Here is a 23,371-nt window from a genome sequence, read left to right on the forward strand (position 1 = left end):
GGGGCTTGTATCCCAATTTTTTCGGTCATTTTAAAGGATTGGGAACGCTTTTTCACAGGCAACAGGCAATCATGCAACAGGCAAGATCTCCCGACCTCCCCATTTGATGAAGTTGTACAACAAAAACTTGAGAGCCAGTCTAGTTTCTGTAACAATGAATACAGAAAATAATTATAATGTCAGGTTTTCAGAGGAAACTTGCGGTGAGATCAAAGTCTCTGAGAACAAACTCAACGAGGAAAAAGCCATGTCACTTGACCTACACCCCCAAATCACCCCAAATCCTTCTCTGACGGGTGGGCTTCAGAGATTTTATTCTAAGAGCGAATATGAACCCGGAAGTTGGGTTAACCTCTCGGAACTTCCCAACCCCTACAGTCACGACGAAGCCCTACTCTTGTGTGAAAACGCTGCAAATCAGTGGATCGCTTGGATACCCGATCATGGTGAAACCATCCTTGATAGACACCAGTTTTTCCGCTAACTGTGGCGTAGTCACCAAATCCCCCCTAATATGGAATAAAAGAAAAGCCCGGTTTTTGAAATTAGCCGGGTTTTTCCATTCATAAAAACATCGGCTGTTTTAAATTACTCTTACCATTACAAATTAGATGACCTCTGTTGAGTCTTCCCCCCCTAAATCAATCCAATATCCCTCTCGCACTCTCGAACGGGCTGAACGTGCGATTCGTTGTTCTCCCTTTACCCTGAAATTGCTGAGTTTGATGCGATATGAAAGCGTTGAACTCAATGCGATCGCCGGATCGCGGGGCGTTGAACAGGGCTACACTCGTTCCCCTCAATCCGAACTCAGTGTGGAAAACCATTTAATGTGGCTCATTCAAGTCGGTGTATTGCGACGGGAAGTAGACGGACAGGGAATTACCGATAGTTTTCGACTCACCCCCCTCAGTCGTCAGCTTGTCGAAAAAGCAGAACATCAAACTCAAGGACTCGAGACTCCCACCGCGCGTGAACGCTGTTTAAATTTCCTCCATCGCCGTTTACGGTTTCCTTTATCTTAATTAAGCAAGAAGACCTACGCCATAAGGAACGTTGGCGTCGGGAGGATGTCAAAAACAGATTTAATTTCCAATTTTTCTAGACATTCAATACAACTTCTCAACCTGTTTTTGTAATACTAACTTTGTAATTTGTCAACATGAAAGCAATTATGATTGTGGGAACCACCTCCCACGCTGGTAAATCCATGATCACCACCGCCCTATGTCGGATTTTGTACCGTCGAGGGGTGAAAGTCACTCCGTTTAAGGGTCAAAATATGGCGTTAAACTCCTACGTGACACCCGCAGGCGCAGAAATTGGTTATGCTCAAGTCGTTCAAGCGTGGGCGGCGGGAATTTCTCCTTCTGTCGCCATGAACCCGATTTTACTCAAACCTCAAGGTGATATGACCTCTCAGGTGATTCTAAAAGGTAAAGCTGTGGGTGTTGTCAAAGCGAGTGAATATTATGAACAATATTTTGATATTGGTTGGCAAGCCATTACCAAATGCCTTGATCATTTAGCCTCAGAATATCAAATGATCGTCTGTGAAGGGGCAGGAAGTCCAGCCGAAATCAACCTCAAACACCGCGATTTAACCAATATGCGGGTGGCTGAGTATCTAAATGCAAAAACATTGCTGGTTGTTGATATTGATCGCGGTGGGGCTTTTGCTCATGTTGTCGGAACTTTACAACTTCTTGAACCTCAAGAGCGGGAATTAGTTAAAGGGATTATTATTAATAAATTTCGAGGTCAGCGATCGCTATTAGAATCGGGGATAACATGGTTAGAAGAATATACCGGAATTCCTGTCGTTGGTGTGATTCCTTGGGTGGATTTACCCTTACCCGCAGAAGATTCTTTAAGTTTGTTAGATCGTCGTCCTCGCAACAATCCTCAAAGCGAAGTTACCATTGCAGTTGTTCGTTTACCTCGGATTGCTAATTTTACTGATTTTGATCCGTTGGATGCAGAACCAACTGTTAATTTAGAATATATTAACCCGCAAGATGCGTTAGGTCATCCCGATGCCGTCATTATTCCGGGTTCTAAAACCACCATTGCTGATTTATTAGTTCTTCAAGAAGCGGGAATGGGAGAAGCCTTGAAAAAATATGTCGCCGCAGGAGGTCAGGTGATGGGAATTTGTGGGGGCTATCAGATGTTAGGTGAAAGTGTCGTTGATAGTCAAGGTATTGAAGGTAAACGGGGCGAATTTCCCGGTTTAGGATTGTTACCTGTAAAAACGATTATGGATCATCATAAAGTTTCTTGTAAGCGGACTGTGACCTCTGCAAACCCTCAAATAGGTTTATCCATCGAAGGATATGAAATTCATCAAGGTCGTACTCAAGTTTTAGATGGAGAAAACACATTACCTCTGTTTGATGATCGCAATTTGGGGGTTACAAATAAACAATTTTCAGTTTGGGGGCATTATCTGCACGGTGCTTTTGATAATAGTCCCTGGCGACGTTCTTGGTTAAATCATCTGCGAACTCCACGCGGTTTAGGAACGTTGCCCACTGGCATTCCCAACTATCGAGAACAACGAGAAATGATGCTGGATGTTTTGGCAGATGTAGTAGAAGAATATTTGGATTTGGATCAGATTTTGAATTAAATTTTGAATTAGATTTTATTCATTCTATAATAGAAATATATCCCAACTCTTGCTTTCTCTTGTTAAGTATTTAACTCGATTTAGCTTCATCTGCAAATTAATTCTTGAGTCAAATTCTGAAAAAAATGGTGAATTCTCAATCCTTGCAAATTCATTTTTTACCGGATGATATCACAGTTTCTGCCCAACCCGGAGAAGCGATTTTAGAAGTTGCTAATCGGGCGGGTGTTAGCATTCCAACAGGCTGTTTAATGGGTTCCTGTCATGCTTGTGAGGTCGAAATTGACGGCGGAGATGTGATTTGTGCTTGTATTAGTGCCGTTCCACCAGGACGAGATAAAATTACAATTAACGTTAGTGTTGATCCGACTTGGTAGATCGAGATCTAGACATTCATCAATTCTCTCCCATTTCACCTCTGATCTGAACCCGGTTTTTCTTGTACGGGAAGACTATCAGACTGAAGTAATTGTTCAATTAAAGCCGGGGGTGTAGCTTGACGAAAAGCACCACAATAATACATACTCAAAACCGCTTTATAAGCCCAATGAGTCGGTTCAACATCGCTATAAGGGTTGGGTAAGGTTTCCGCCTGATTGCGAACACAAGCATTGAGAACATCTGCTTTTGTAGGTGTAGCAGAATTCCAAGATTGAGACAAGTCAGAGGACTGTGATTCAGCATGAGTAGGGCGATTAGAACTCAGCAAGGTGAATAAAAGAATTGCTGCAAAGTTTGTGAATTTCATCAGCTAAAATCACCAATTACAACGACTTTAGTTATAGCAGTCTCTTGAACATCAGACGCACCCTCAACATCGATTTACTAATTTTAAAAATTGAAGTCATTACTTCTCCTCTTAAAGTAGTAGAATAAAACTCGTTTTTATTTCATCAATTCCATGATATAAACCCAGCTGCCGACAACAAAACAGAATTAGGATGATTGTTCTTGTTCAACTTCCGCAGGTAAACAAATTAAATTTTCTCCTTGAGTATGAATCAATCCAGAGGAACGCAATTTACCCATCAATCGTGTTACCGTCACCCGAGTTGAACCAATTGCACTCCCAATTTGAGAGTGAGTTAGAGGCCAAGGCAAGCAATATCCTCGAAAGGGATGTTCTTCACTATCATTAACGTAACATTCACCGTATTCTTCAATGAGTAGCGTTAAAAACCCTAAAAGTCGGTCAATCGTTCGGCGCTGACCCAAGGTACTCAACCATAACAATTTACGCTGATGTTGGTATCGAAACGCATCTAAAACTTCTCGGCGGAAATGCGGCCAATTATCGAGATCTTCCCAGTACATCCACAAAACAGTGGTATCATCCGTATGAGCATAAGCTTGAAGGGAAAAGGGCGACTGGGCGACCAACTCAAAGGGTTGACCTGCACCGACAAAACCCAGAAACGCCTCATCTAAACTACGACGAGGTTCTTTAGAATTGGATTGATTAAAAGTGGTTCCGAGTTGGGCGCTACCGACTAGACGAACAGAACCGCATTGTACAAGATACAGTAAACCCGGACGGGCAGGAATTCGTTCATCTTTGTTAAAACTACGACAACGGTAATGTTCCTGCGCCCAGTCAATAATACGCTGCCAGGTTAAAAAGGGTCGATTACTGGGCGTTTCAGAAGATACAGAGGTTGACTGCATAAGAGGTAATATGAGAGTTCAAGGACAATAGAAAAGCTAAATTCGCGCTTTCAAAGCACGGAGGGTTAAACTAGATACTCAGTAAACGGCGGCCAAAGCTAGCCCAACTTTATACATTGCTGATCTCCGTTTGAGCTATTCTTCTAATGTAGCAAAAAACACATCATCTGCACGCTAGAAAATTAAATTTATACAACGTTTTACTCAGAGATCGACTACAGGAACCTACACAGAATGGTACTCGGGTTCCGGAACTTGGGGCTAGGATCTTCTCTAAATGGTTCTTTGTGCAAATTGACTCTACTATCGTTTCAGTGGTTTTATGGACATCCCCAGGGTTCAATATTTTTTAGTTAACCAGCTTGATCAGCAAATTCAAGATTCAGGAGTTAACATAGATCCCCTCGATATTCCCGTTTATCCCCTCAAAGATTCTTGGCCAATCCGATATCACTCTGCGATCGCCTTGAAACTTGCAAAAATTTACAATCAAAATCCCCTAGAGATCGCCACTAAAATTCTTCAATGTTTGTTATCCCAAAGTGAATGGGTTGAGATTACTATTGATGTTATTCCATCGGGAATCATTATATTTGAATTAACCGATCAGGCTGTAGTTGCTTGGTTAAAACAGATGACTCAAACTCCGTTACCGATATCATTAAGTTCTCCCCTATCCTCAACAACAACATTCACTGAAAATTACAATCAAAACTTATTTGCCGTACAATATAGCCATGCTCGTTGCTGTTCTTTGTTGCGGTTAGCCGATCGCGATCATATTATTACTATAGCTGAACCCCATCCCCAAACTACTCCCCCATTCTGGCTATTTATTAACCCCAATCCGATTCCCTGGCTCGATATTAACGGAAAACTCCAACTCAATCATGCCAGTGAACAGCAATTAATTTGGCAACTTCTTACCGCCTTAGATGCGTGCTATACCTCATCGGAAACACAATTCTGGCAAAACAAAGCCCATCAAATTTCCGATGCGTTTCAAGCCTTCTACAGTCAGTGTCAAATTTGGGGAGAAGTCAAACTCAAAACCCCAAAAAAAGCACAAGCCAGACTCGGATTAATCTCAGTCACTCAAGCCCTATTGCGATACATTTTACAAGAAAAACTGGCGATTATCGCCCCCTTAGAACTATGAATTGATTCTCAAAATAATTCTAAAAAAAGCCTGCTTTTGAGGTGCAGGCTCGATAAAATTTTCTGAAAATTTCTATTTTCTATTCAATAGTGATTGATTGTGGCCCTTTGTTACCGTTACTCGCTTCCGAAGAAGACGTTTGAGAGACTGTTGCGCCCTCTTTTGTTAACCAGGTTTTTACAGGGTCATCAGATAAATTCAACTTGAGAACACCAGAGACAAAACCCCCTAAAAAAGCGATGGGCTGTTGAGTCAGTCCCTCAAAAATTGGCTTTAGTTCATCCATGACAACTTATAGTCTCCTTTTTGACAGTGAACAGTTCTACAGTAAACAATTACCCGTTATTTTAGTTTACAGTTATCGATTTTTTCAGGGATGACCGAAAAAATTGGGATACAAGCCCCGTCCTTTAGGACGGCTTTATGTTAAACTTTCTTTTGTGGAAAGGGTAATCAACCACACTAAAAACCCAGTCGCCGAAAGGCAGCGCACCTTGACGCACTGAAGTTATGGGGTTCCGCACAGGAAAGCTTGTGCGGATAAAAGCTTCAAGCAACAAGTACAGAGAAACCAAGATTTTAGGTTTTGAACTGTAGGGTAGGGCATACCCAAACAGGTTTCTGAAATGGAGCAAAACGCTTGAGGAGAATCCATCTCTGGTATAGATAGGTAGCCCTGTCTGTATTAAGTGGACTCGCTGAACCAAGAATCCCCGCCGTTTACGGCGCGGGAGTGTCAATGTTTAATAACCGCTATATCCGTAGCCCCCGCTAGAGTAGCCCCCACTATATCCATAACCGCCACTAGAATAACCCCCACTAGAATAACCCCCGCTAGAATAACCCCCGCTAGAGTAGCCCCCGCTATATCCATAACCCCCACTATACCCATCATTGTAAGAACGGGAGTTGTAGTTGGTCTTATTCGTGTTCGAGAAGAACCGATGGTAATCTGGATCATCTTTTTGAACAGCAGAACTTCCCGTCACAATGCTGTTGGGTTGATGAGGTTTGGCTTTGATACTTCCCTTGCGTCCTTCCAAGTCGGGTAATTTTGGGAAATCTTCAGCAGGAATATCCTCAACCACCTGCTTCATAAACTGACGCCAGTTGTAAGCCGCAGTTTCACTGGTTCCCCAAGTCGGTTTGTTATCATCATTTCCCAACCAAACTCCCGTCACCATCTGAGGAATATAGCCAATGAACCATAAATCTCGCGCTTCCTCAGAAGTTCCGGTTTTTCCGGCGACATTGCGATCCGATAAATAAGCCGCAGTTCCCGTTCCGCTTTCGACAACCCCTTCTAACATCCAAGTGGTAATCGCAGCACTCCCTTTATCTAAAACTCGTTTAGGTTTAAAATCGGCTTGATAAATCGTTTCGCCTTTTTGGTTAACCACCCGACGAATTCCATGAACAGGAACATGATTCCCCTCATCGGCTAGCGTCCCGTAAGCATTGGTCAACTCCAGCAAATTCACTTCATAAGCACCCAACGCCAGAGAATAGGTTGGTTTTAACGGGGAGTCAATTCCCATCTGTTGAGCCATTTTAATCGTCGGTTCAAAGCCCACATCAACCAACACTCTCACCGCCACCACATTCACCGAACTACTCAAAGCGCTGATCATTGATCGCCAGTTATTTGAGTGACGGTTGCCATAATTCATGGGTCGATAGCCATCTATCCGATAGGGTTCATCCTTGTAGCTATCATAGGGAGAAAATCCGGCCGCGATCGCCGTCGCATAAACCAAACCCTTAAACGTTGATCCGGGCTGACGTTGAGCTTGAGTAACGCGATTAAACTCACTATCGGCAAAACTCGCTCCTCCGACCAGCGCCTTCACCTCTCCATTACGAGGATCAATCGCCACTAACGCCGCCTGATCAAACGCTTGAGACGCCCCATCAATTTCAACCGCTTCTTTAACCACAGTTTGGGCGATTTCTTGCCATTTGAGATTCACACTCGTTTCAACGGTTAATCCTCCCAGTTCCAGGGCTTCCGGCGAGATATACTTCGGTAATTCCTTTTCAATGTAGCTGGCAAAATAGGGAGCGCGAACTTGCAACCGTTTGGGTGAACTCGGCTGAACAGCGATTTTTTGTTGTTTAACCTGTTCGGCTCGAGCAACGGTCAACACCTCAGCATCCGCCATGCGCTGCAAAACCACATTACGACGTTCTGTAGCCGTCTCCAAGTCTACCAACGGAGAATATTGACTCGGAGCCGGAGGCAAACCCGCTAAGGTGGCAATTTCGGAGAGAGTCAGGCGTTGAACTGGCTTGCTAAAGTAGACCAGAGCCGCATCTGCTACTCCGTAAGCTCCTGAACCCAGATAAACTAAATTTAGATACTGCTCGAGAATATCCTCTTTGCTCATCTGGCGTTCAATTTTCGTTGCCAGCAGTGCTTCGCGGAGTTTACGAACAATACTCCGTTCTTGATCGAGAAATACAGTTCGAGCCAATTGTTGCGTGATCGTACTTCCGCCTTCAACAACACCTCCAGCCAACAAGTTTGAGCCAAAAGCCCGGAAAATCCCTTGATAATCAATGCCATTGTGCTTGTAAAACCGACGATCTTCAATCGCCACAAACGCTTCAACCAATTGTTCTGGAATTTCATCAAGCTTGACTTTATCGCGAGTTGCAGGGCCTCGCTGCATCAAAATCGTGCCATCTCCGGCTTTAATAGTTAACGTACCGTCTCGATTGTAAGTGGAAAGGTCAGTCACCTCGGGCAAATTTTGATAAAGCTGATAAAACTTCCAACCCCCATAACCCAGACTTCCCCCTCCCACGGTCACCACACCAATACCGACCCAAACACTCACCCGTCGATACCAAGGCGTTTTACCTTCTTCGGGTGTGGGAATTTTCGATTTTACCCAGACCCACGCTCGACCCGACCAACGTTGTAGAGCCTGCGGGTCCTTTTGATCGGGGGAAGAGGGTTCTTGATCGAGATCTCCTTGTTGATCCTCAGACGAGTGATCCCATTCAGACGTTTCCTCAACAGCATTCGTAGAGGGCTTTAGAGAAGAATCTGTCTGTGTGTCTTCCTCGGTGGCTGACGATAATGACACATCTTGAGTCGAGGGCGTGGGGTTAACGGCGGAATTCGATCTAACTCCTGTCATAGCGCTATCTGGCTCTGAGTTGATAAAAGTTGGATATTTTGTTTCACCCTGGTTGTTAGAGATTTGCCACTGCACGTCTCTAGACTCAGTGCGTTGATCATCGGAATCAATCGAGTAGTCTATAAACTTAGATTGATTTTCCGTATCCTGAGGAAATTTTGTCACGAGAGGCTCCCAAAATTCGTTGGAAACGGATATCTCAAGAGGATAGGTAGGATAAACTCAATCAAAAGTATATCCGTGTTCCGCTTAGGATATCTGTTATGGGGTTGAAAATCAACCTTTTCAAATGTTTTTCTATCTAAAGGCATTAAATGGTATGACCCAATGCCAAACCCACAACCAGCATCCCTAAAACCAAAAACGGTTGAGCGCTAGCTTGATATTTAACATCATTTTCTAAAGGATTGCGTAGAAAATACATATCTTGGAATGTAATCTGAGGAATCACTAACAACAGCAGAATCGTTGCGTAGAGGTTTTGTTGGATGCTGATCAGATACACCGCCACACCTGCTTGAAATATATCAATCATCAACACACAAATCCAAGCCGCAGTTCCGACCCCAAACATCACCGGAAGTGATTGTAACCCCAGTTGGCGATCGCCTTCGACACTCTTGAAGTCATTAACAATGGCAATTCCGAGTCCTGCCAAACTGTAGAATAACGTCAACACCACAATTGTCGAGGTTAAATCCCCAAATAAAGCATGACCTGTCCACCAGGGTAAAGCAATATAACTCGCTCCCAAGGCATAATTTCCTAACCAGCCATTCTTTTTCAGCTTCAAAGGCGGAGCAGAGTAAATATACGATAAAAACGCTCCCCCCAGACACAGACAGGTAATAATGGGGAATTCATGCTGCGCCCAGACATCCAACCCATAGGATAAGGCGACTCCAGCAAACAACAAAACCAAAATTTGCGTCACGACTTGGGGAATAGAAATCACACCCGAAGGAATGGGTCGATAGGGTTCATTGATCGCATCTAAATCCCGATCATAAAAATCATTCAATGTCTGAGTATAACCCGCCAGTAACGGCCCAGCTAGCAGCATACAAGCCGCAGCAATCAGAAAATTTTCTAAACTCCAGGTATAGTTTCCCGAAGATGCCGCCCCACAAACCACACCCCAAATTAAGGGTATCCAGGTGATGGGTTTCATCAGTTGTAGACGGATTTTCCAGATGGACTTTTCTCCGGGGGCAGCACCCTTCATGCCTAACAGTTGGCGAGTTTTGGCACTGCGATCTGGCTGAGGATTGGGGTTCTCGCGAACTTGAGTTTCAGGCGTATCAGACATAACTTGTTATAGAAAATAGTGAGGAGTAAACAGCTTTTACAGTCAACAGTTTACAGTCAAGAGGCAGAAGTAAAGACTGTTCCCTGTTCCTTTTTTTAATGAACTAGAAAGAAATGATCAAGGAATTGTTTTGAAACTTAGCCCCAGTGACAGGTTTTCCGCGTAGGGAATCAGGGAGAAAGATATTGCGTCGCTGATCTCCGGCTTCTATAGTGACTTCAGGGCCGTATTGAGTCAGTTTAATTTGTTTTTTATCAAAACTGGGTAAAAATAAGCTCACTTGCCGTTTAGCCACGTCTATCGAGATGGAACGAGGGGCTGTTGTGGCGGAGGCGCTAAAGTCGGGTAAAGCTTGGGTTAAAATTTGCCAATCCTGAGCGGGAATTTTCGGCACGGAATGGATGTTGAGAGGAGCAAAGCTTTGAGTGATCTCCGGGCTTAAATTGGCTTGATTGAGAATCACTCCACCCACCGTTAAACAGACTTGTTGAGCGCTTCCCCACAAATACTGGGCGGTGGCCAGGGAAATGTCATCGGCAGTTGTCACCAAATAAGCCATCACGCGGTTAGGATCAGCAACGGCGGCTTTTCCATCATCCAAGATATTATTGACTTGATTGGTGGGTTGGGTGAAGTTGTCAGCAGACAGATCCACACTCAATACAGCACTGCTAACGGGTTGAGCAAAAGGAGAAATCGCTTTCCAGAAGTCAGAGTCGAGAAAAACCTGACGAAACCGACGCACATACCAGCTTAAAATCTCTGGCATTCCCAGCATTCTCAGGGTTTCTGGGCTGCTGATTCCATCATAAATAATCACATCATAGGCACCGCTAGCATCGTACTGTCGAATCGCATTTAAAGCTAGCGCACTATCCATTCCCGGTAGTACCCCAAGTTCCTGACCATAAACATTTTTAAAAAAGGGAGTCCGAACATATTGGGCTTCTAGGGTTTTGAGTTCTTCCCAACTCTCTTCGAGTAATTGAGCGCTTTTGAGATAAGTCGCTTTGAGATTGGGTGCGATGTCTGTGGGCTGAGAACCGACTGTTTCCCCCAATAATAGGCTGAGGGCTGGACTGGTATCTTGACTTGCGAGGAGAACTCGCTTTCCTTCTTGTGCAAACCGTTTAGCGGTTGCGACTGCAACTGTGGTTCGTCCAGTTCCACCTTTTCCGAGAAAGGTTAATATTAGAGCCATCTACTCTTTCCTACTGTTAAAATCGCGTACATTTTCTGGGCTTAACCGCACTTTGAAATCTTAGCGTATGTTTTTTAGTGATTTACAACAACTGATCCCCATGAGCTAGGAACAATCAGGTGAAGTCGGGGAGGTGTGTGACTCTCAAGGGAAATTTGTCTTTTTAGGGTTAACCTGATGGATGTTACCCGCAACGCTGGCGGTTTCCAAGCGGTTTCTTTCCCCAATTCAACGTTCTATCCGTTAGAGTCACCGATCGTATGACTCCCCACCTCACAGGAAGTTTAAGATGCCGTTTCTAGTTCATCTTCAAAGAACCAGGTTGAGAGGTTATCATCGAGCTTAACGACGAAACCAACTCCACTCCCATCAACCATTTTGTAGTCTTCGACTGTGCCGAAAGGATTTTGTTTGAGTTTGTTGACAACATTTTCAGGCATCCGATCTCTGATGCGGCATACCTTCACTTTTTGACCGATTTCGATTGCCACTTCCAGTGTTCTCCGTAGGACTTTAACCAATCCACAGTTTATCTGAATCTGTACCCACTCCTCCATTTTTTCAGGTAGAGCCGAAGGACACGAGGCCGAATTCCCAAAGTCAGAAGTCAGACGTTTCAGATATCCCCACCTCCCCACCTCCCCACTTCCCAACCTCCCCACTTCCCCACTTCCCCACCTCCCCACCTCCCCACATCCCAACCTCCCAACCTCCCAACCTCCCCACAAATCAAGTTTTAGGGTTAGAACACGCACAGTCCTGAAGTTTAGGGGGGCTTCAGAATGTTAATGAATGTACATTCAATTTCCCATTCTATTAAGCTAATATATGAGAGGATATACAATTATCACTAAAACTTTATAAACTTAAATTTAAGATTTTCTTTAGATATAAGTTTATGTCTCTAGAGTGGATATCAATCTTATTAATCTAACTCCCCAAAAGTCTAAACTCATTATCTTGTTTTAAGATATTTAATGTTTGAGTGTATATTCTGGGTGTACTTTTGGTAAAGTTTGAGTCATTATCTGATCATGAGTAAATGTTATTTAATTAACAGATTCTTTAAAGCCAAGACAAAAACAGCATTAGATTCACAACCCGGATCGTAAACTCGAATAAGTAGTGATATGAACGTCTCCCAAAAAACATCAAATAATTTTTTTTCTAAGCTTAATAAGAAAGCAAAAACTCAGCTAAATCTTCCCAAAAAACTCAACTTAATCGCTCAAGAATCTCGGAAATTCTTGAAGGTAAGCCGAGTTAAAATTTATCAAATCAAGAATGAAGATTATGGGGTGATTATTGCCGAAGCTCTACAACCCGAAACCTTACCTGCTTTGCTTGGTTTGCATTTTTCCATTCAAGATATTCCAGATGATGCTCTTAATCAATTTAATCACACTCATCAACGAATTATTATAGATGTTTCAGCCAAACGAAAAATCATTGATCGTGCAAACTTATTCTGGGATCAATCTAACCCCTCCAATCGTGATATTTGCTATGCTCCAGTCAACGAATGTCATCTACAATATCTACTCGGAATGGGAGTCTTATCATCTTTAACAATTCCCATTTTTCACTGGGAAAAACTATGGGGTTTGCTCATCATTCATCATAGTGATCCACGCCGTTATCACGAAGCCGAACTTCAAACACTCGAACTATTTAGTAAACAAGCTTCCCTGGTGCTAGCTCAAGAAACGATGATTGCTCAAACTAAACACCAACAAAAACAAGAAATCGCGATTACTCGCATTGACCAAATTTTCGCTCAAAACCCCGATAATCATCAAACTTGGCAAATGATTCTTGAAGAAAGTATTACTATTTTAGAAGCATCGGGAGGACGACTTTTCTTAACAGATGATCTGACCGGAAAATCTTCTCACACATATACTTGGGGCGAACAACCCAGTCAAAACCAACTCGAAAATCATCCCAGTTGGCAACAGTTAATCCAAGAAAATATTCATCCAGTTAGCCAGAAAATTGACTCAACTCAGTTTCACAATCTTGATGAGATTCATCCCATCCAAGCAAACTGGCCACGGGGTTATACCGTTGCAGACTTTTCTAAGCATTCCCATCTTCAATTCCTCGCTGAAGCTTTTAAGAATACCTCTATTCACTCATTATTAATTATTCCTCTGGGATCTCGCCATCAAATGATCGGTTGTCTGACCCTATTTAGAACAGAACAAGAAATTGAAATTCAATGGGCGGGCTATCCAAACAAAGATCCACGCAATCAGATTACCGGACAATCCTTTGAAACCTGGCGAGAAATTCGACGAGAGACTCCTATTTGGCAACTCCATCAACTGAAGTTAGCACAATTACTAAACCTACATCTTTATACCACTTTTATTCAACAACAGCTTTCTCGTTTAACTAATAATCAAGCCTCCTACGATAATGTTACGAAACTGCCCAATCATATTGTTTTAGAACAACAACTAACTTTAGCATTAATTGATGCGTTAAACAATGCAGAAATTATGGCAATTGCCATTTTAGACCTAGATAAATTTAAAAATATTAATGAATCTTTTGGGTATCAAGTTGGAGACCAACTATTACAAGAAGTTGCGATTCGATTACAAGACCGTTTAGCACAATTACAACTCAAGAATAGCTTACTTGCTCGTTGGCATGGAGACGGATTTGTATTTATTTTATCGGAAGTTGCCTATGCAGATGATGCGATTTCCTTCTGTCAAAGCTTACTCAATGTTTTAAGCGAGCCATTTTATCTTCAAAATCAAGCAATTTACCTCAATGCTAGCATAGGAATTACTCTTGCTCCTTATGATGGAGAAACCTCAGAAACGCTACTCAGGAACGCTGAAATTGCTCTAGATCAAGCCAAGCAGTATGGTAATACCTACAAACTTTATTCGCCTAAAGCGAATGTACAGAATCACAAGTCTTTGATCTTAAAAACGGATTTAAAACAAGCATTACAACAGGAAGAATTTGTCGTTCACTACCAACCTAAAATTGAAATTGCAACCGGAAACTTAATAGGTTTAGAAGCTTTGATTCGTTGGAATCATCCCCGTCTAGGCATGATTTCTCCTGACTTATTTTTAGCTAGCTTTGAACAAGCTAATCAGTCAAAAAACATTGATGCTTGGGTTTTAAAAACCGTGTGTAATCAATATCGAACCTGGCAAATGGTCGGGTTGAATATTCCAAATATTAGTGTAAATATTGCCTTACAACAGTTGAATTCTGAAAATTTAGTTGAGGTATTAAGTGAGATTATTCAAGCAGAACAGATAGAACCTAAATCTCTAGAGTTAGAAATTACAGAAACCAAGCTGATATCTGATGTGAGTCACTCAATTAACCGACTTAAAAAATTAATAGATCAAGGACTTCAGATTTCTATAGATGATTTTGGTCGGGGGTCTTTTTCTCTGATTTCACTCAAAGAATTACCCATTAAAACCCTAAAAATTGATTCATCCTTTGTGGAAGATTTAATGAGCGATCCGAAGCAAGGTGCAATCCTAGAAGCATTGGTTCATTTAGGAAATGCTCTAGAGTTTAATGTCTTAGCAAAAGGAGTAGAAACTCGACAACAGTTAGAATTTCTTCAATCTATTGGCTGTCATCAAGCCCAAGGCTATCTGATCAGTCATCCTCTATCGGGAGAAGCTGTGATCGACTGGTTGAGAAAACCTCAAAACCCAACTTCTATTCATTCTGAGTTACACCCAATTAACAGGACAAGAAATTATCCGGGAGGAACTGTAGTTTCTACATCTGAAGATGTCATACCCATGATGCAGATCGAACAACAGAAACTCGCCGAAAAAATTCTTGAATATGCTCACTTAAAAGAAGAACTCAAACAGCAAGTGATCCGTGAAAAACTCGTCATGGAAATTGTGCATAAAATTCGTCAATCTCTCAATCTTAATGATATTCTCAAGACCGCAGCAGATGAGGTGCGACGGCTTCTCGATACAGATCGGGTGATTTTATTTCGCTTTGATAGTCAGTGGAATGGAACTGTAGTCGTAGAATCGGTTTTAACGGATTATCCAGTTAGCTTAGACGATGAGATTGATGATCCTTGTTTTCGAGAAAACTATGTAAAATATTATCGTCAAGGGCGAGTCAGAGCGATTGAGAATATTCGACAAGCAAATTTAAACGAGTGTCATATTGAACTTCTAGAGCGCTATGCAGTCAAAGCTAACTTAGTTGTTCCGATTATTTATCAAGATAAATTATGGGGATTGATGATTGCTCATCATTGTCGCGATACTCGATATTGGGAACAGCATGAAATTACCCTGCTGAGTGAATTATCTGCTCAGACGGCGATCGCCATTCATCAGGGACAACTGTATCATCAACTCGAAATCGCCAATCAAGAATTAGAGCGTCTAGCCGCCCGAGATGGATTAACCCAAATTGCCAACCGTCATTGTTTTGATCGAGTTTTAGAAAAAGAATGGCAACGACTGATGCGATCGCCGGATCAACTCTCGTTAATTTTATGTGATATTGATAATTTTAAACTTTATAACGACACCTACGGGCATCAAGCGGGAGATTATTGCTTGCAGCAAGTCGCCCAAGCGATCCAAGCCGGAGTGAAACGTCCAGCAGATTTAGTTGCTCGCTACGGAGGAGAGGAGTTTGCGGTGATTTTACCGAATACTTCCTTAGAAGGAGCGCTGCGAGTCGCCGAAGAAATTCGAGTGCGAGTCAGAGGGTTAGGAGTCTCTCATACGGGATCTGCTCATCAATGCGTCACCCTCAGTTTGGGAGTAACGAGTTTAATCCCAAACACGAGTTCATCGGTTTCTAAGCTCATTGGAGCAGCAGATGAGGCTTTATATCGGGCTAAAGCAACAGGACGCGATCGCAGTTGTTGTTCTTCGATCTGAACTCATACTCCGGCAATCCCCCGAGGCTGGTAAACTGAAATTTAGGAACAGATACCGACTAGGCTTCCTAGAATTAGCTTAATCGGTTTCTCTGCTCAGGCAGTCTGTTTTAACAATTCGTGACTCAACTTTTTTCAAATTAGACTAAACACATACAAAAGCTTGATGGATATTAAAGAATTCCTTGAACTTTCAGAGGGAAAGTGGTTTTCTCAACGCACAATTCATAACTTATCCTCCGGAGAATTGCAGGCGGGAAAATCTAACCTAACAATTGATCTTTTACCTGAAAATGAACCCACTGTTGTCCAACTATGCGAACATTACCAAGTGAATCCTAGCGAGGCTTGGAAAGGATTAAAATTTAGTTGGGAAGGAACAGTAGACAGTGACTCCAAAAAGCAAATCGGATCAACGATTGTACTTCCTTTAATCGATGATAACTCACCCCAAGCGGGTCAATTTTTGCAAACTAGACCGGGTTCTGATCAGTCTCCCCTCAAAACCTCTAAAGGTCGTTATCTTTTAGGAGAGGATGAGGTTTTAGTTTTGACGACAGAAACCGATACATTTTCGGTAGAAGAACGGTTATGGTATCTGATGCCAAATTTACGATTACGAACGAGCGTGGTTAAACAAAATAATGGCTTAACCCAAGCTTCTTTTTGCTCGGAAATTCGTATGGGTGTGAAGTAAGCCGTCACCCGTGACCGGGGTAGGGGAAATTGATCAATTGCCCCTACGATAAACAGTTGATTAACGGCACATAATTAAAGTATTGGCGGAGATAAAACCCGCTAACGGTTCAACAATTTCTACCCAATTGCGAGGTTCATTATTGACATCGCCAACGAGTTGATAATCCTCAACCAGATAAACTTCTTGACCTGTCGGAACTCCTCCCACCCGAGACGAAAAGCGAGACGGCCTCGCCCGGACAGCTACCCCTCTCGGGGCTGCCCGTCGGTCAATACGACGACACAGAGACGCACTTTGTTGGGGAGGCTGAGAAATGAGATCATCGGAACACAATACTAAGTTACTCCGTCCGTCTGGATAACCATTAGAAATAAATCCACGTATAGGATAGGTAATTTCGATCCAAGTCCGACCTCCTGGCCCACGAATCCCTTCAGAATTGCGAACAAGAGTCACTTCATCTCTATAACGCACTCCCCCAACCCGAGGAGAATTCGGGGTAGGTCGCCGACGAATGGCTAAACCTTGAGGTTCAAACACTTGACGACACAGATCCGATGTCGTTTGACCCACTCGACTTTCAGAGGGCAAAAACTTAGACGGAGTAGTTTTTTGCTCCGCGATCGCCTGAGACTGAAGCCCGATCACAATTAGCAATAAACCACTTAGCCCGGACACCCACCGAGATCTAGAATAGAACATATTTTCCCGTTCAACTCCTAACAAACCCACACACTTGAACAGTCCAAGCAAAATTGCTTTCAAACCCCTGCAATTGAGAATAATTAGAATTGTCTCAAAAAACGTAAATCACTGGCATAGACACGGCGAATATCATCAAGCTGATGCAAAACCATCGCAAAGCGTTCGACCCCAAATCCGGCGGCAAATCCGGTATATTGCTCTGGATCATAGCCCACCGCTTGCAAGACATTGGGATCAACCATCCCACAACCCAAAACTTCTAACCATTTCCCCTGCCATTGTAAATCCACTTCAGCCGAGGGTTCAGTAAACGGGAAATAACTCGCCCGGAACCGAATTGGTAAATCTCCAAACATTTGACGCAAGAACTCTTTAATCGTGCCTTTGAGGTCACTAAAACGCAATCCTTCATCAACGGCTAACAGTTCAATTTGATGAAACACGGCGGCATGAGTCGCATCAACGCTATCCCGGCGATAAACCCGACCCGGTACTATTACTCGTAACGGAGGTTTATGTTGTTCCATGTAGCGAATTTGCACCGGAGAAGTATGGGTTCGCAACAAGTTCCCACCAGGGAGATAAAAAGTATCCTGCATATCTCGCGCCGGATGATCTGGGGGCATATTCAAGGCTTCAAAGTTATAGTAATCACTTTCCATATCTGGCCCGGTGGCGACGGTATAACCTAAACCGACAAAAATATCCAGGGCGCGATCAATAATGCCATTAAGCGGGTGAATTTGACCTTGAGGGCGATAAATTCCCGGCATGGTCACATCTAGGGTTTCACTTTGGAGTTGGGCTTCTAGTTGGGCGGCTTGCAGGGCGGTGCGTTTGTCGTCTAAGTCGGTTTGAATGGCTTGTTTAACTTCATTGGCCATTGCCCCAATTCGAGGACGTTCACTCGGATCGAGTTTGCCCATTGCCCCTAAGACTTTAGAAAGTTGACCTTTTTTACCAAAGTAGTTGATTCGCAACTGTTCGAGTTGATCGAGAGTTTCACAACTGGCAATTTCATCTTGGGCATTTTGGCGTAAATCTTGGAGTTGGGTATCAATTTGAGTCATATCCGGAATTTTCAATAAACAACTTTTAAGTTTAAATGATGCTTAACAGAACAGATGGAATCAATTACAGGTTGTTCGGCGCAAAAATCCTAACATTGATCGATTAACATTACACTGATTGTTGAATGTTCGCTGTTGAGTCTTTGGTGAAACATTTATATTCTGCCCTACACCTGCACTACAATCGCAAATTGCATTTATGAAACTTTTAATTAGCAATGATGACGGCATTTTTGCCCAGGGAATTCGTAGCCTTGCCAATCATCTGGCGGATGTGGGCCATGAAGTGATTGTGGTTTGTCCCGATCAAGAACGATCCGCAACAGGTCATGGTTTGACTTTACATCACCCGATTCGCGCTGAAAAGGTGGAGTCGGTTTTTCGTTCGGGCGTGGAAGCTTGGGCTTGTTCGGGAACTCCGGCTGATTGTGTAAAGTTGGCTTTGTTTGGGTTACTGGAGACACAACCGGATATTGTCCTTTCTGGGGTGAATCACGGGCCAAATTTGGGAACGGATGTTCTCTACTCGGGTACGGTGTCGGCGGCGATGGAAGGGATGATCGAAGGCATTCCCAGTATTGCGTTGAGTTTGGGAAGCTATAGCGGGCGAGAATTTCAGGGGGCGGTTCGTTTTGCGGAACGGTTGGTCAAGCAATTGGAAACCCAACCCTTGCCTCAGGCGATGTTGCTCAATGTTAACATTCCGGCGGTGGCTGAAAAAGATATTGTGGGTGTGGTGATTACTCGTCAAGGGATTCGTCGCTATGTTGATACGTTTGAAAAACGAGTTGATCCCCGTGGGAAGACTTATTATTGGTTAGCTGGGGAAGTGTTAGAAGATGCTGAAGATCCACAACAGGCTGTCATTGATAATGATTTACCTACGGATGTACAAGCTTTACGTCAGAATTACATTACGATGACTCCCTTGCAATATAATCTCACGCACACGACCGGATTAAAAGAGTTGCAGATCTGGCACAATCAAAACAGCACAGATTGAGGGGCAATGGGGTGCTAGGTTGGTTGACAGATATAAGTTTTTGTGCTGATCATCTTAACTTCTTTTAGTACGGGTGTTGTTCTTTTTTCGGAATGTTAACTGACTCTATTTTTCTCAGTTGTTACGGATCCGTATTCTAGGGGTTGATGGAATTGTCAGGAGCGTTAGACTAGATATAAAGAGCAACAAAGTGTCACATCGCTTATGCTACAAGCGTTACTACTTGGGTTCTTGGGGTCGTCAGTTTTATCTATTTGAGTTATTCTGAGTCATTTTGTCTATGAACGCTGATACCTTCAATACATACTCTGTTACTTGCCCGATTTGTCATCACACAAGCATTGTGTCTTCAATGGGGGTATTGGGTGGGCTTTTTACTTGTCCTCATTGTCATACTCACTTTGTCATCAGCAACAGTGGCCATTTTGTCCGTGATCCTTTTTGTCTGAGAAAATGGGCTGTGGGACAAATGTTACGTCGCCAGAGTCATCCTTGGGCAAGAATTCGCAGAGACTTATGGCTGACTCGACGGTTTCCGTTGGCGATGTTAGTGAGTGGGATTTTATTTATTAGTTTAGCAGTCGCGGCAAATAACCAACTCAGTTCTGAACAAAATACACCCGGTATTCAGTTAGAGTCGGTGAAGGAACAAGAATCAAATTCTCAATCTTCTGAGTGAAGTTGAATGAATTTTATTCATGTTATTGAGTTTCATCAGCAATTTTTGCAACTTTTTTAAATCCCTAATTTTCGATCAAATGCAATTGAATCAATCTGGGAAAAGCTGATCAAAAAAACTCAAGATATCTAGCCGTGTAATTTTGAATTAGACGAACCTTCTGATCAAGTTTAAATTGTTGATTTTTGAACGAGGTTTTCACAGCAGGAATTCTGGGTAGTTTGGGTTTTGTTTTTGGTGATGAGTGTCCATCCAGACACGGTACCTAAAGATTTCACTTGATCGAGTTGAAGTCGTTTTAAGCTAGCAGCATCGAGTAACAAATAAGCATGAGGAGATTGCCATTTTTGTTTCAACTCCTCATCTCCAACTGCCCGAATTTTGCGATCGCTATAAAAATTCAAGGAAGGACGAGAATAGGGATGAGAAGTATAGATTGAGTCATCGGCAGATGTTCTTTGTTGAACTAAAGCGGCGACGGGTTTAACCGGATAATCTTCGGCGAGTTCCCAAACCCAATTATTAGAACTAACAAACAAAATTAAGGAAACATACATTCCCCAAAATAAAATGATTAAAAATTGTCGATCTTTGCGATAAAGTAATAAAGCTGTGAGGGCAAATGTGAGTGATAATGAAGCTAAGGTTAACGGTAAATCAATTTCCTGTTCAGCAACCGGAAAGGCGGGAATTAAATCAGCAAAATACAGACAACCTAAGCAACCGACAAAGCTTAAAAGGGCAAAAATAGGGATGAATTTGTGGGGTAAAGGTTCAGGTAAATCTTCGAGTTGGCGATCATTTCCTTGCCATTGTCCAGTTTCGCGATCGCCTTCTCGCCAAACTTGGGCAAAATAACCACCCACGGCTAAAGCCAAAGCCGGATAAATCGGTAGAATATACCAGGGAAGTTTGGTCGTCATTAGGGAAATAGAAACGAAATAAACCCCAGTCCAAACTAAAATTAATTTAGCCCAACTAAAATTCCGATTTTTCCACGTAAAAATGAGTCCGGGTATCCAAAACAGTTGCCAAGGCCAAGCATATTTTAAAATCTCTAGCAAATAATACCAAGGAGCGCCTTGATTATTTTCAACAGACTCCCAAATGCGTCGCCAAGATTGAGATCCTAAATTAATCTGAAAAAACTCTTGATCATATTTTAGCCATTGGGCAGAATACCAAATTGCCACCGGAAACAAACCCAGTAGTAACCCAAGCCAAAGATATTTACACTGAAGCAGTCGCGGCGTATCCCACGCTAAAAAGATCAAAGCGATCGCACCCAGTAACAAAGCCAGAAAAATTCCTTTGGTTAAACACAACAGTCCAAAGGCGAGTCCTGAACCGAGAGCGTAACGTAAATCTCGACGCGATCGCAAGACACAACCAAACATCATAATCAACAAAAACAGCACCGTTCCATCTAACATCGCTAACCGTCCATGTCGAACCACCGGAAGCAACGTCAGATAAACTAAAGCCGAACAAACCGCCGCAGTGCGTTGACGAAATAACTCTAAACCCACAACATAAAGCAGAGGAACAGAAGCCGCCGTTAATAGGGCAGAGGGAAAACGAGCCGTCCATTCGTGAATCCCCGCAAAGTGGTAGACTATAGCCATTAAATTATGGACAAGCGGGGGTTTGTTGAAATAAGGGCTACCATGCAAAGTCGGATAAAGCCAGTGCAGATCTCCTTGGGCAATTTCTCGGGCAACTTGTGCAACCGTTCCTTCATCCCAGTCTCGTAGTGCCACACCGCCAAGATTGAGTCCAAACAGCAATAAAGCGGCAATGAACAGTCCGAATATCCATAAAGAATCAGTCCACTCCTGGTGATCGGGAGTTTGGTTTCTGGGCTTACCTGTCGCAAAAATTTGATGAGACATAGATTAAGGGAATTAAAATTGCAGACACAAGCGCGAGAAATTCCCGCTAAAATCTACAGTGTAACTTTTGTTAAAGAAAGGTTGTCAGTCGAAGGTAATATGGAAGTTTTAGAAATCAAACGCGAACTCGAAACGTTATCTGAGCGCCTGGGTAAAACCCAGGACTATCTTTGACCTACGCCTACTCAATGCTAGGGTAAAAGATTTAGAGCAAATTGCTGCCCAACCCGAGTTTTGGGATGATCAAAGCACAGCTCAAAATACACTCCAAGAACTCAATGACCTCAAATCTATTTTGCAGCAATATCAGCAATGGCAGAAAACGATCGAAGATACTGATGCCATTGTAGAGTTGTTGGAGTTGGAAAGCGATGAGTCTCTGTTAGCGGAGGCAGAATCGAATCTAACCCGCCTCAATCACGATCTTGACCGTTGGGAACTCCAACAGCTTTTATCGGCTCCCTACGATAAAAATGGGGCGGTTCTGACGATTAATGCAGGCGCCGGTGGAACGGATGCTCAAGACTGGGCGGAGATGCTGCTGCGGATGTACACTCGTTGGGGAGAAGCTCACGGTTATAAGGTCTATCTAGCGGAATTGTCGGAGGGCGATGAAGCGGGAATCAAGTCGGTGACTCTGGAAATTGAGGGTCGTTATGCCTATGGTTATCTCAAGTGTGAGAAGGGGACTCATCGTTTGGTGAGGATTTCTCCGTTTAATGCCAATGGCAAGCGACAAACCAGTTTTGCTGGGGTGGAAATCATGCCGATGATTGATCAAGGCGTACACTTGGAGATTCCTGAAAAAGATTTGGAAGTCACCACCTCCCGAGCAGGGGGAAAAGGGGGCCAGAATGTGAACAAGGTGGAAACGGCGGTGCGTATTGTTCACCTTCCAACGGGAATTGCGGTTCGTTGTACTCAGGAACGTTCACAGTTGCAAAACAAGGAAAAGGCTTTGGCATTGCTGAAGGCGAAATTGTTGATTATTGCTCAAGAACAACGCGCCCAAGAAATCGCTGAAATTCGCGGAGACTTGGTAGAGGCGGCTTGGGGAAATCAAATTCGCAACTATGTTTTCCATCCCTATCAGATGGTTAAGGATTTGCGAACGTCTGAGGAAACGACAGCGATTGATGATGTGATGAATGGTGAGTTGGATCGTTTTATTCAAGCTTATCTGCGTCAGGAAAATCAACTGGTAACGAGTGAGTCTGCTTAAGGCTCAGATTTTGTATTCGTTTTCAAGGAAGGGATAAATTTGATCAATCCCTTCCAAAATTCAGGGATAAAATCTA

Annotated in this window: 21 protein-coding genes; 11 read left to right on the forward strand and 10 right to left on the reverse strand. The window is 43.1% G+C overall.

Features of this window, described 5'->3' with window-relative positions:
• The first annotated feature begins 247 nt into the window (after window positions 1-247).
• The 4 genes from L8106_RS08210 (at window position 248) to L8106_RS08225 (ending at window position 3,009) form a co-directional block, all read left to right on the forward strand.
• Window positions 248-484: a hypothetical protein gene (locus L8106_RS08210; RefSeq protein ID WP_039895779.1), complete on the forward strand. Its 237-nt coding sequence runs from the start codon at window positions 248-250 to the stop codon at window positions 482-484.
• 127 nt (window positions 485-611) lie between these two features.
• Complete coding sequence (locus L8106_RS08215) at window positions 612-1,025, forward strand: Npun_F0494 family protein (protein WP_009783788.1); 414 nt, start codon at window positions 612-614, stop codon at window positions 1,023-1,025.
• Between the two features lie 137 nt (window positions 1,026-1,162).
• Complete coding sequence (gene cobQ, locus L8106_RS08220; RefSeq protein WP_009783789.1) at window positions 1,163-2,632, forward strand: cobyric acid synthase CobQ; 1,470 nt, start codon at window positions 1,163-1,165, stop codon at window positions 2,630-2,632.
• Between the two features lie 125 nt (window positions 2,633-2,757).
• On the forward strand, window positions 2,758-3,009 hold the full coding sequence (locus tag L8106_RS08225; protein WP_232228443.1) for a 2Fe-2S iron-sulfur cluster binding domain-containing protein: 252 nt from the start codon (window positions 2,758-2,760) through the stop codon (window positions 3,007-3,009).
• A 35-nt stretch (window positions 3,010-3,044) separates the two neighbouring features.
• Here L8106_RS08225 and L8106_RS33530 read toward each other — a convergent pair whose 3' ends face one another.
• Window positions 3,045-3,380, reverse strand: coding sequence for a hypothetical protein (locus L8106_RS33530; protein WP_009783791.1), 336 nt, complete (start codon window positions 3,378-3,380; stop codon window positions 3,045-3,047).
• 188 nt (window positions 3,381-3,568) lie between these two features.
• A complete protein-coding gene (locus L8106_RS08235; RefSeq protein WP_009783792.1) occupies window positions 3,569-4,297 on the reverse strand; it encodes a Crp/Fnr family transcriptional regulator in 729 nt (242 codons plus the stop codon).
• A 322-nt stretch (window positions 4,298-4,619) separates the two neighbouring features.
• Here L8106_RS08235 and L8106_RS08240 point away from each other — a divergent pair, with 322 nt between their 5' ends.
• Window positions 4,620-5,456 carry a DALR anticodon-binding domain-containing protein gene (locus L8106_RS08240; protein ID WP_009783793.1) on the forward strand — a complete coding sequence of 279 codons (837 nt, stop codon included), beginning with the start codon at window positions 4,620-4,622 and terminating at the stop codon, window positions 5,454-5,456.
• 79 nt (window positions 5,457-5,535) lie between these two features.
• On the opposite strand, the gene L8106_RS08245 is transcribed toward L8106_RS08240, so the two are convergent.
• The 5 genes from L8106_RS08245 to L8106_RS08265 form a co-directional block, all read right to left on the reverse strand.
• Window positions 5,536-5,742 carry a hypothetical protein gene (locus L8106_RS08245; protein ID WP_009783794.1) on the reverse strand — a complete coding sequence of 69 codons (207 nt, stop codon included), beginning with the start codon at window positions 5,740-5,742 and terminating at the stop codon, window positions 5,536-5,538.
• Between the two features lie 457 nt (window positions 5,743-6,199).
• Window positions 6,200-8,767, reverse strand: coding sequence for a transglycosylase domain-containing protein (locus tag L8106_RS08250; RefSeq protein ID WP_009783795.1), 2,568 nt, complete (start codon window positions 8,765-8,767; stop codon window positions 6,200-6,202).
• A 145-nt stretch (window positions 8,768-8,912) separates the two neighbouring features.
• Complete coding sequence (gene chlG / locus L8106_RS08255) at window positions 8,913-9,911, reverse strand: chlorophyll synthase ChlG (RefSeq protein WP_009783796.1); 999 nt, start codon at window positions 9,909-9,911, stop codon at window positions 8,913-8,915.
• A gap of 103 nt (window positions 9,912-10,014) precedes the next feature.
• Window positions 10,015-11,112: an ArsA family ATPase gene (locus L8106_RS08260; RefSeq protein WP_009783797.1), complete on the reverse strand. Its 1,098-nt coding sequence runs from the start codon at window positions 11,110-11,112 to the stop codon at window positions 10,015-10,017.
• 284 nt (window positions 11,113-11,396) lie between these two features.
• A complete protein-coding gene (locus tag L8106_RS08265; protein WP_039895784.1) occupies window positions 11,397-11,603 on the reverse strand; it encodes a DUF2862 domain-containing protein in 207 nt (68 codons plus the stop codon).
• A gap of 639 nt (window positions 11,604-12,242) precedes the next feature.
• On the opposite strand from L8106_RS08265, the gene L8106_RS08270 reads away from it, so the two are divergent.
• Window positions 12,243-16,025, forward strand: a complete 3,783-nt coding sequence (locus L8106_RS08270) for a diguanylate cyclase domain-containing protein (protein ID WP_009783799.1) — start codon at window positions 12,243-12,245, stop codon at window positions 16,023-16,025.
• A 165-nt stretch (window positions 16,026-16,190) separates the two neighbouring features.
• Window positions 16,191-16,721: a phycobiliprotein lyase gene (locus L8106_RS08275; protein ID WP_009783800.1), complete on the forward strand. Its 531-nt coding sequence runs from the start codon at window positions 16,191-16,193 to the stop codon at window positions 16,719-16,721.
• A 60-nt stretch (window positions 16,722-16,781) separates the two neighbouring features.
• On the opposite strand, the gene L8106_RS08280 is transcribed toward L8106_RS08275, so the two are convergent.
• Window positions 16,782-17,426: an SH3 domain-containing protein gene (locus tag L8106_RS08280; RefSeq protein WP_039895785.1), complete on the reverse strand. Its 645-nt coding sequence runs from the start codon at window positions 17,424-17,426 to the stop codon at window positions 16,782-16,784.
• An 83-nt stretch (window positions 17,427-17,509) separates the two neighbouring features.
• Window positions 17,510-18,499, reverse strand: coding sequence for a phenylalanine--tRNA ligase subunit alpha (gene pheS / locus L8106_RS08285; RefSeq protein ID WP_009783802.1), 990 nt, complete (start codon window positions 18,497-18,499; stop codon window positions 17,510-17,512).
• A 199-nt stretch (window positions 18,500-18,698) separates the two neighbouring features.
• Here pheS and surE point away from each other — a divergent pair, with 199 nt between their 5' ends.
• Both surE and L8106_RS08295 read left to right on the forward strand, forming a co-directional pair.
• On the forward strand, window positions 18,699-19,502 hold the full coding sequence (gene surE / locus L8106_RS08290; protein ID WP_009783803.1) for a 5'/3'-nucleotidase SurE: 804 nt from the start codon (window positions 18,699-18,701) through the stop codon (window positions 19,500-19,502).
• Between the two features lie 352 nt (window positions 19,503-19,854).
• Window positions 19,855-20,181, forward strand: a complete 327-nt coding sequence (locus tag L8106_RS08295) for a hypothetical protein (RefSeq protein ID WP_232228445.1) — start codon at window positions 19,855-19,857, stop codon at window positions 20,179-20,181.
• A gap of 170 nt (window positions 20,182-20,351) precedes the next feature.
• Here the strand turns inward: L8106_RS08295 and L8106_RS08300 are convergent, their stop codons facing one another.
• Window positions 20,352-22,073, reverse strand: coding sequence for a glycosyltransferase family 39 protein (locus tag L8106_RS08300; protein WP_009783805.1), 1,722 nt, complete (start codon window positions 22,071-22,073; stop codon window positions 20,352-20,354).
• Between the two features lie 18 nt (window positions 22,074-22,091).
• Here L8106_RS08300 and L8106_RS32870 point away from each other — a divergent pair, with 18 nt between their 5' ends.
• Both L8106_RS32870 and prfB read left to right on the forward strand, forming a co-directional pair.
• Window positions 22,092-22,247, forward strand: coding sequence for a hypothetical protein (locus tag L8106_RS32870; RefSeq protein WP_023069151.1), 156 nt, complete (start codon window positions 22,092-22,094; stop codon window positions 22,245-22,247).
• A protein-coding gene (prfB, locus tag L8106_RS08310) for a peptide chain release factor 2 (RefSeq protein WP_156803622.1) occupies window positions 22,173-23,295 on the forward strand; the annotation gives its coding sequence in 2 pieces (ribosomal slippage) (window positions 22,173-22,244 and window positions 22,246-23,295; 1,122 coding nt in all). The genes L8106_RS32870 and prfB overlap by 75 nt, the downstream gene beginning before the upstream one ends.
• The last annotated feature ends 76 nt before the right edge of the window (window positions 23,296-23,371 follow it).

It is taken from the genome of Lyngbya sp. PCC 8106, assembly GCF_000169095.1.
GTDB lineage: Bacteria > Cyanobacteriota > Cyanobacteriia > Cyanobacteriales > Microcoleaceae > Capilliphycus.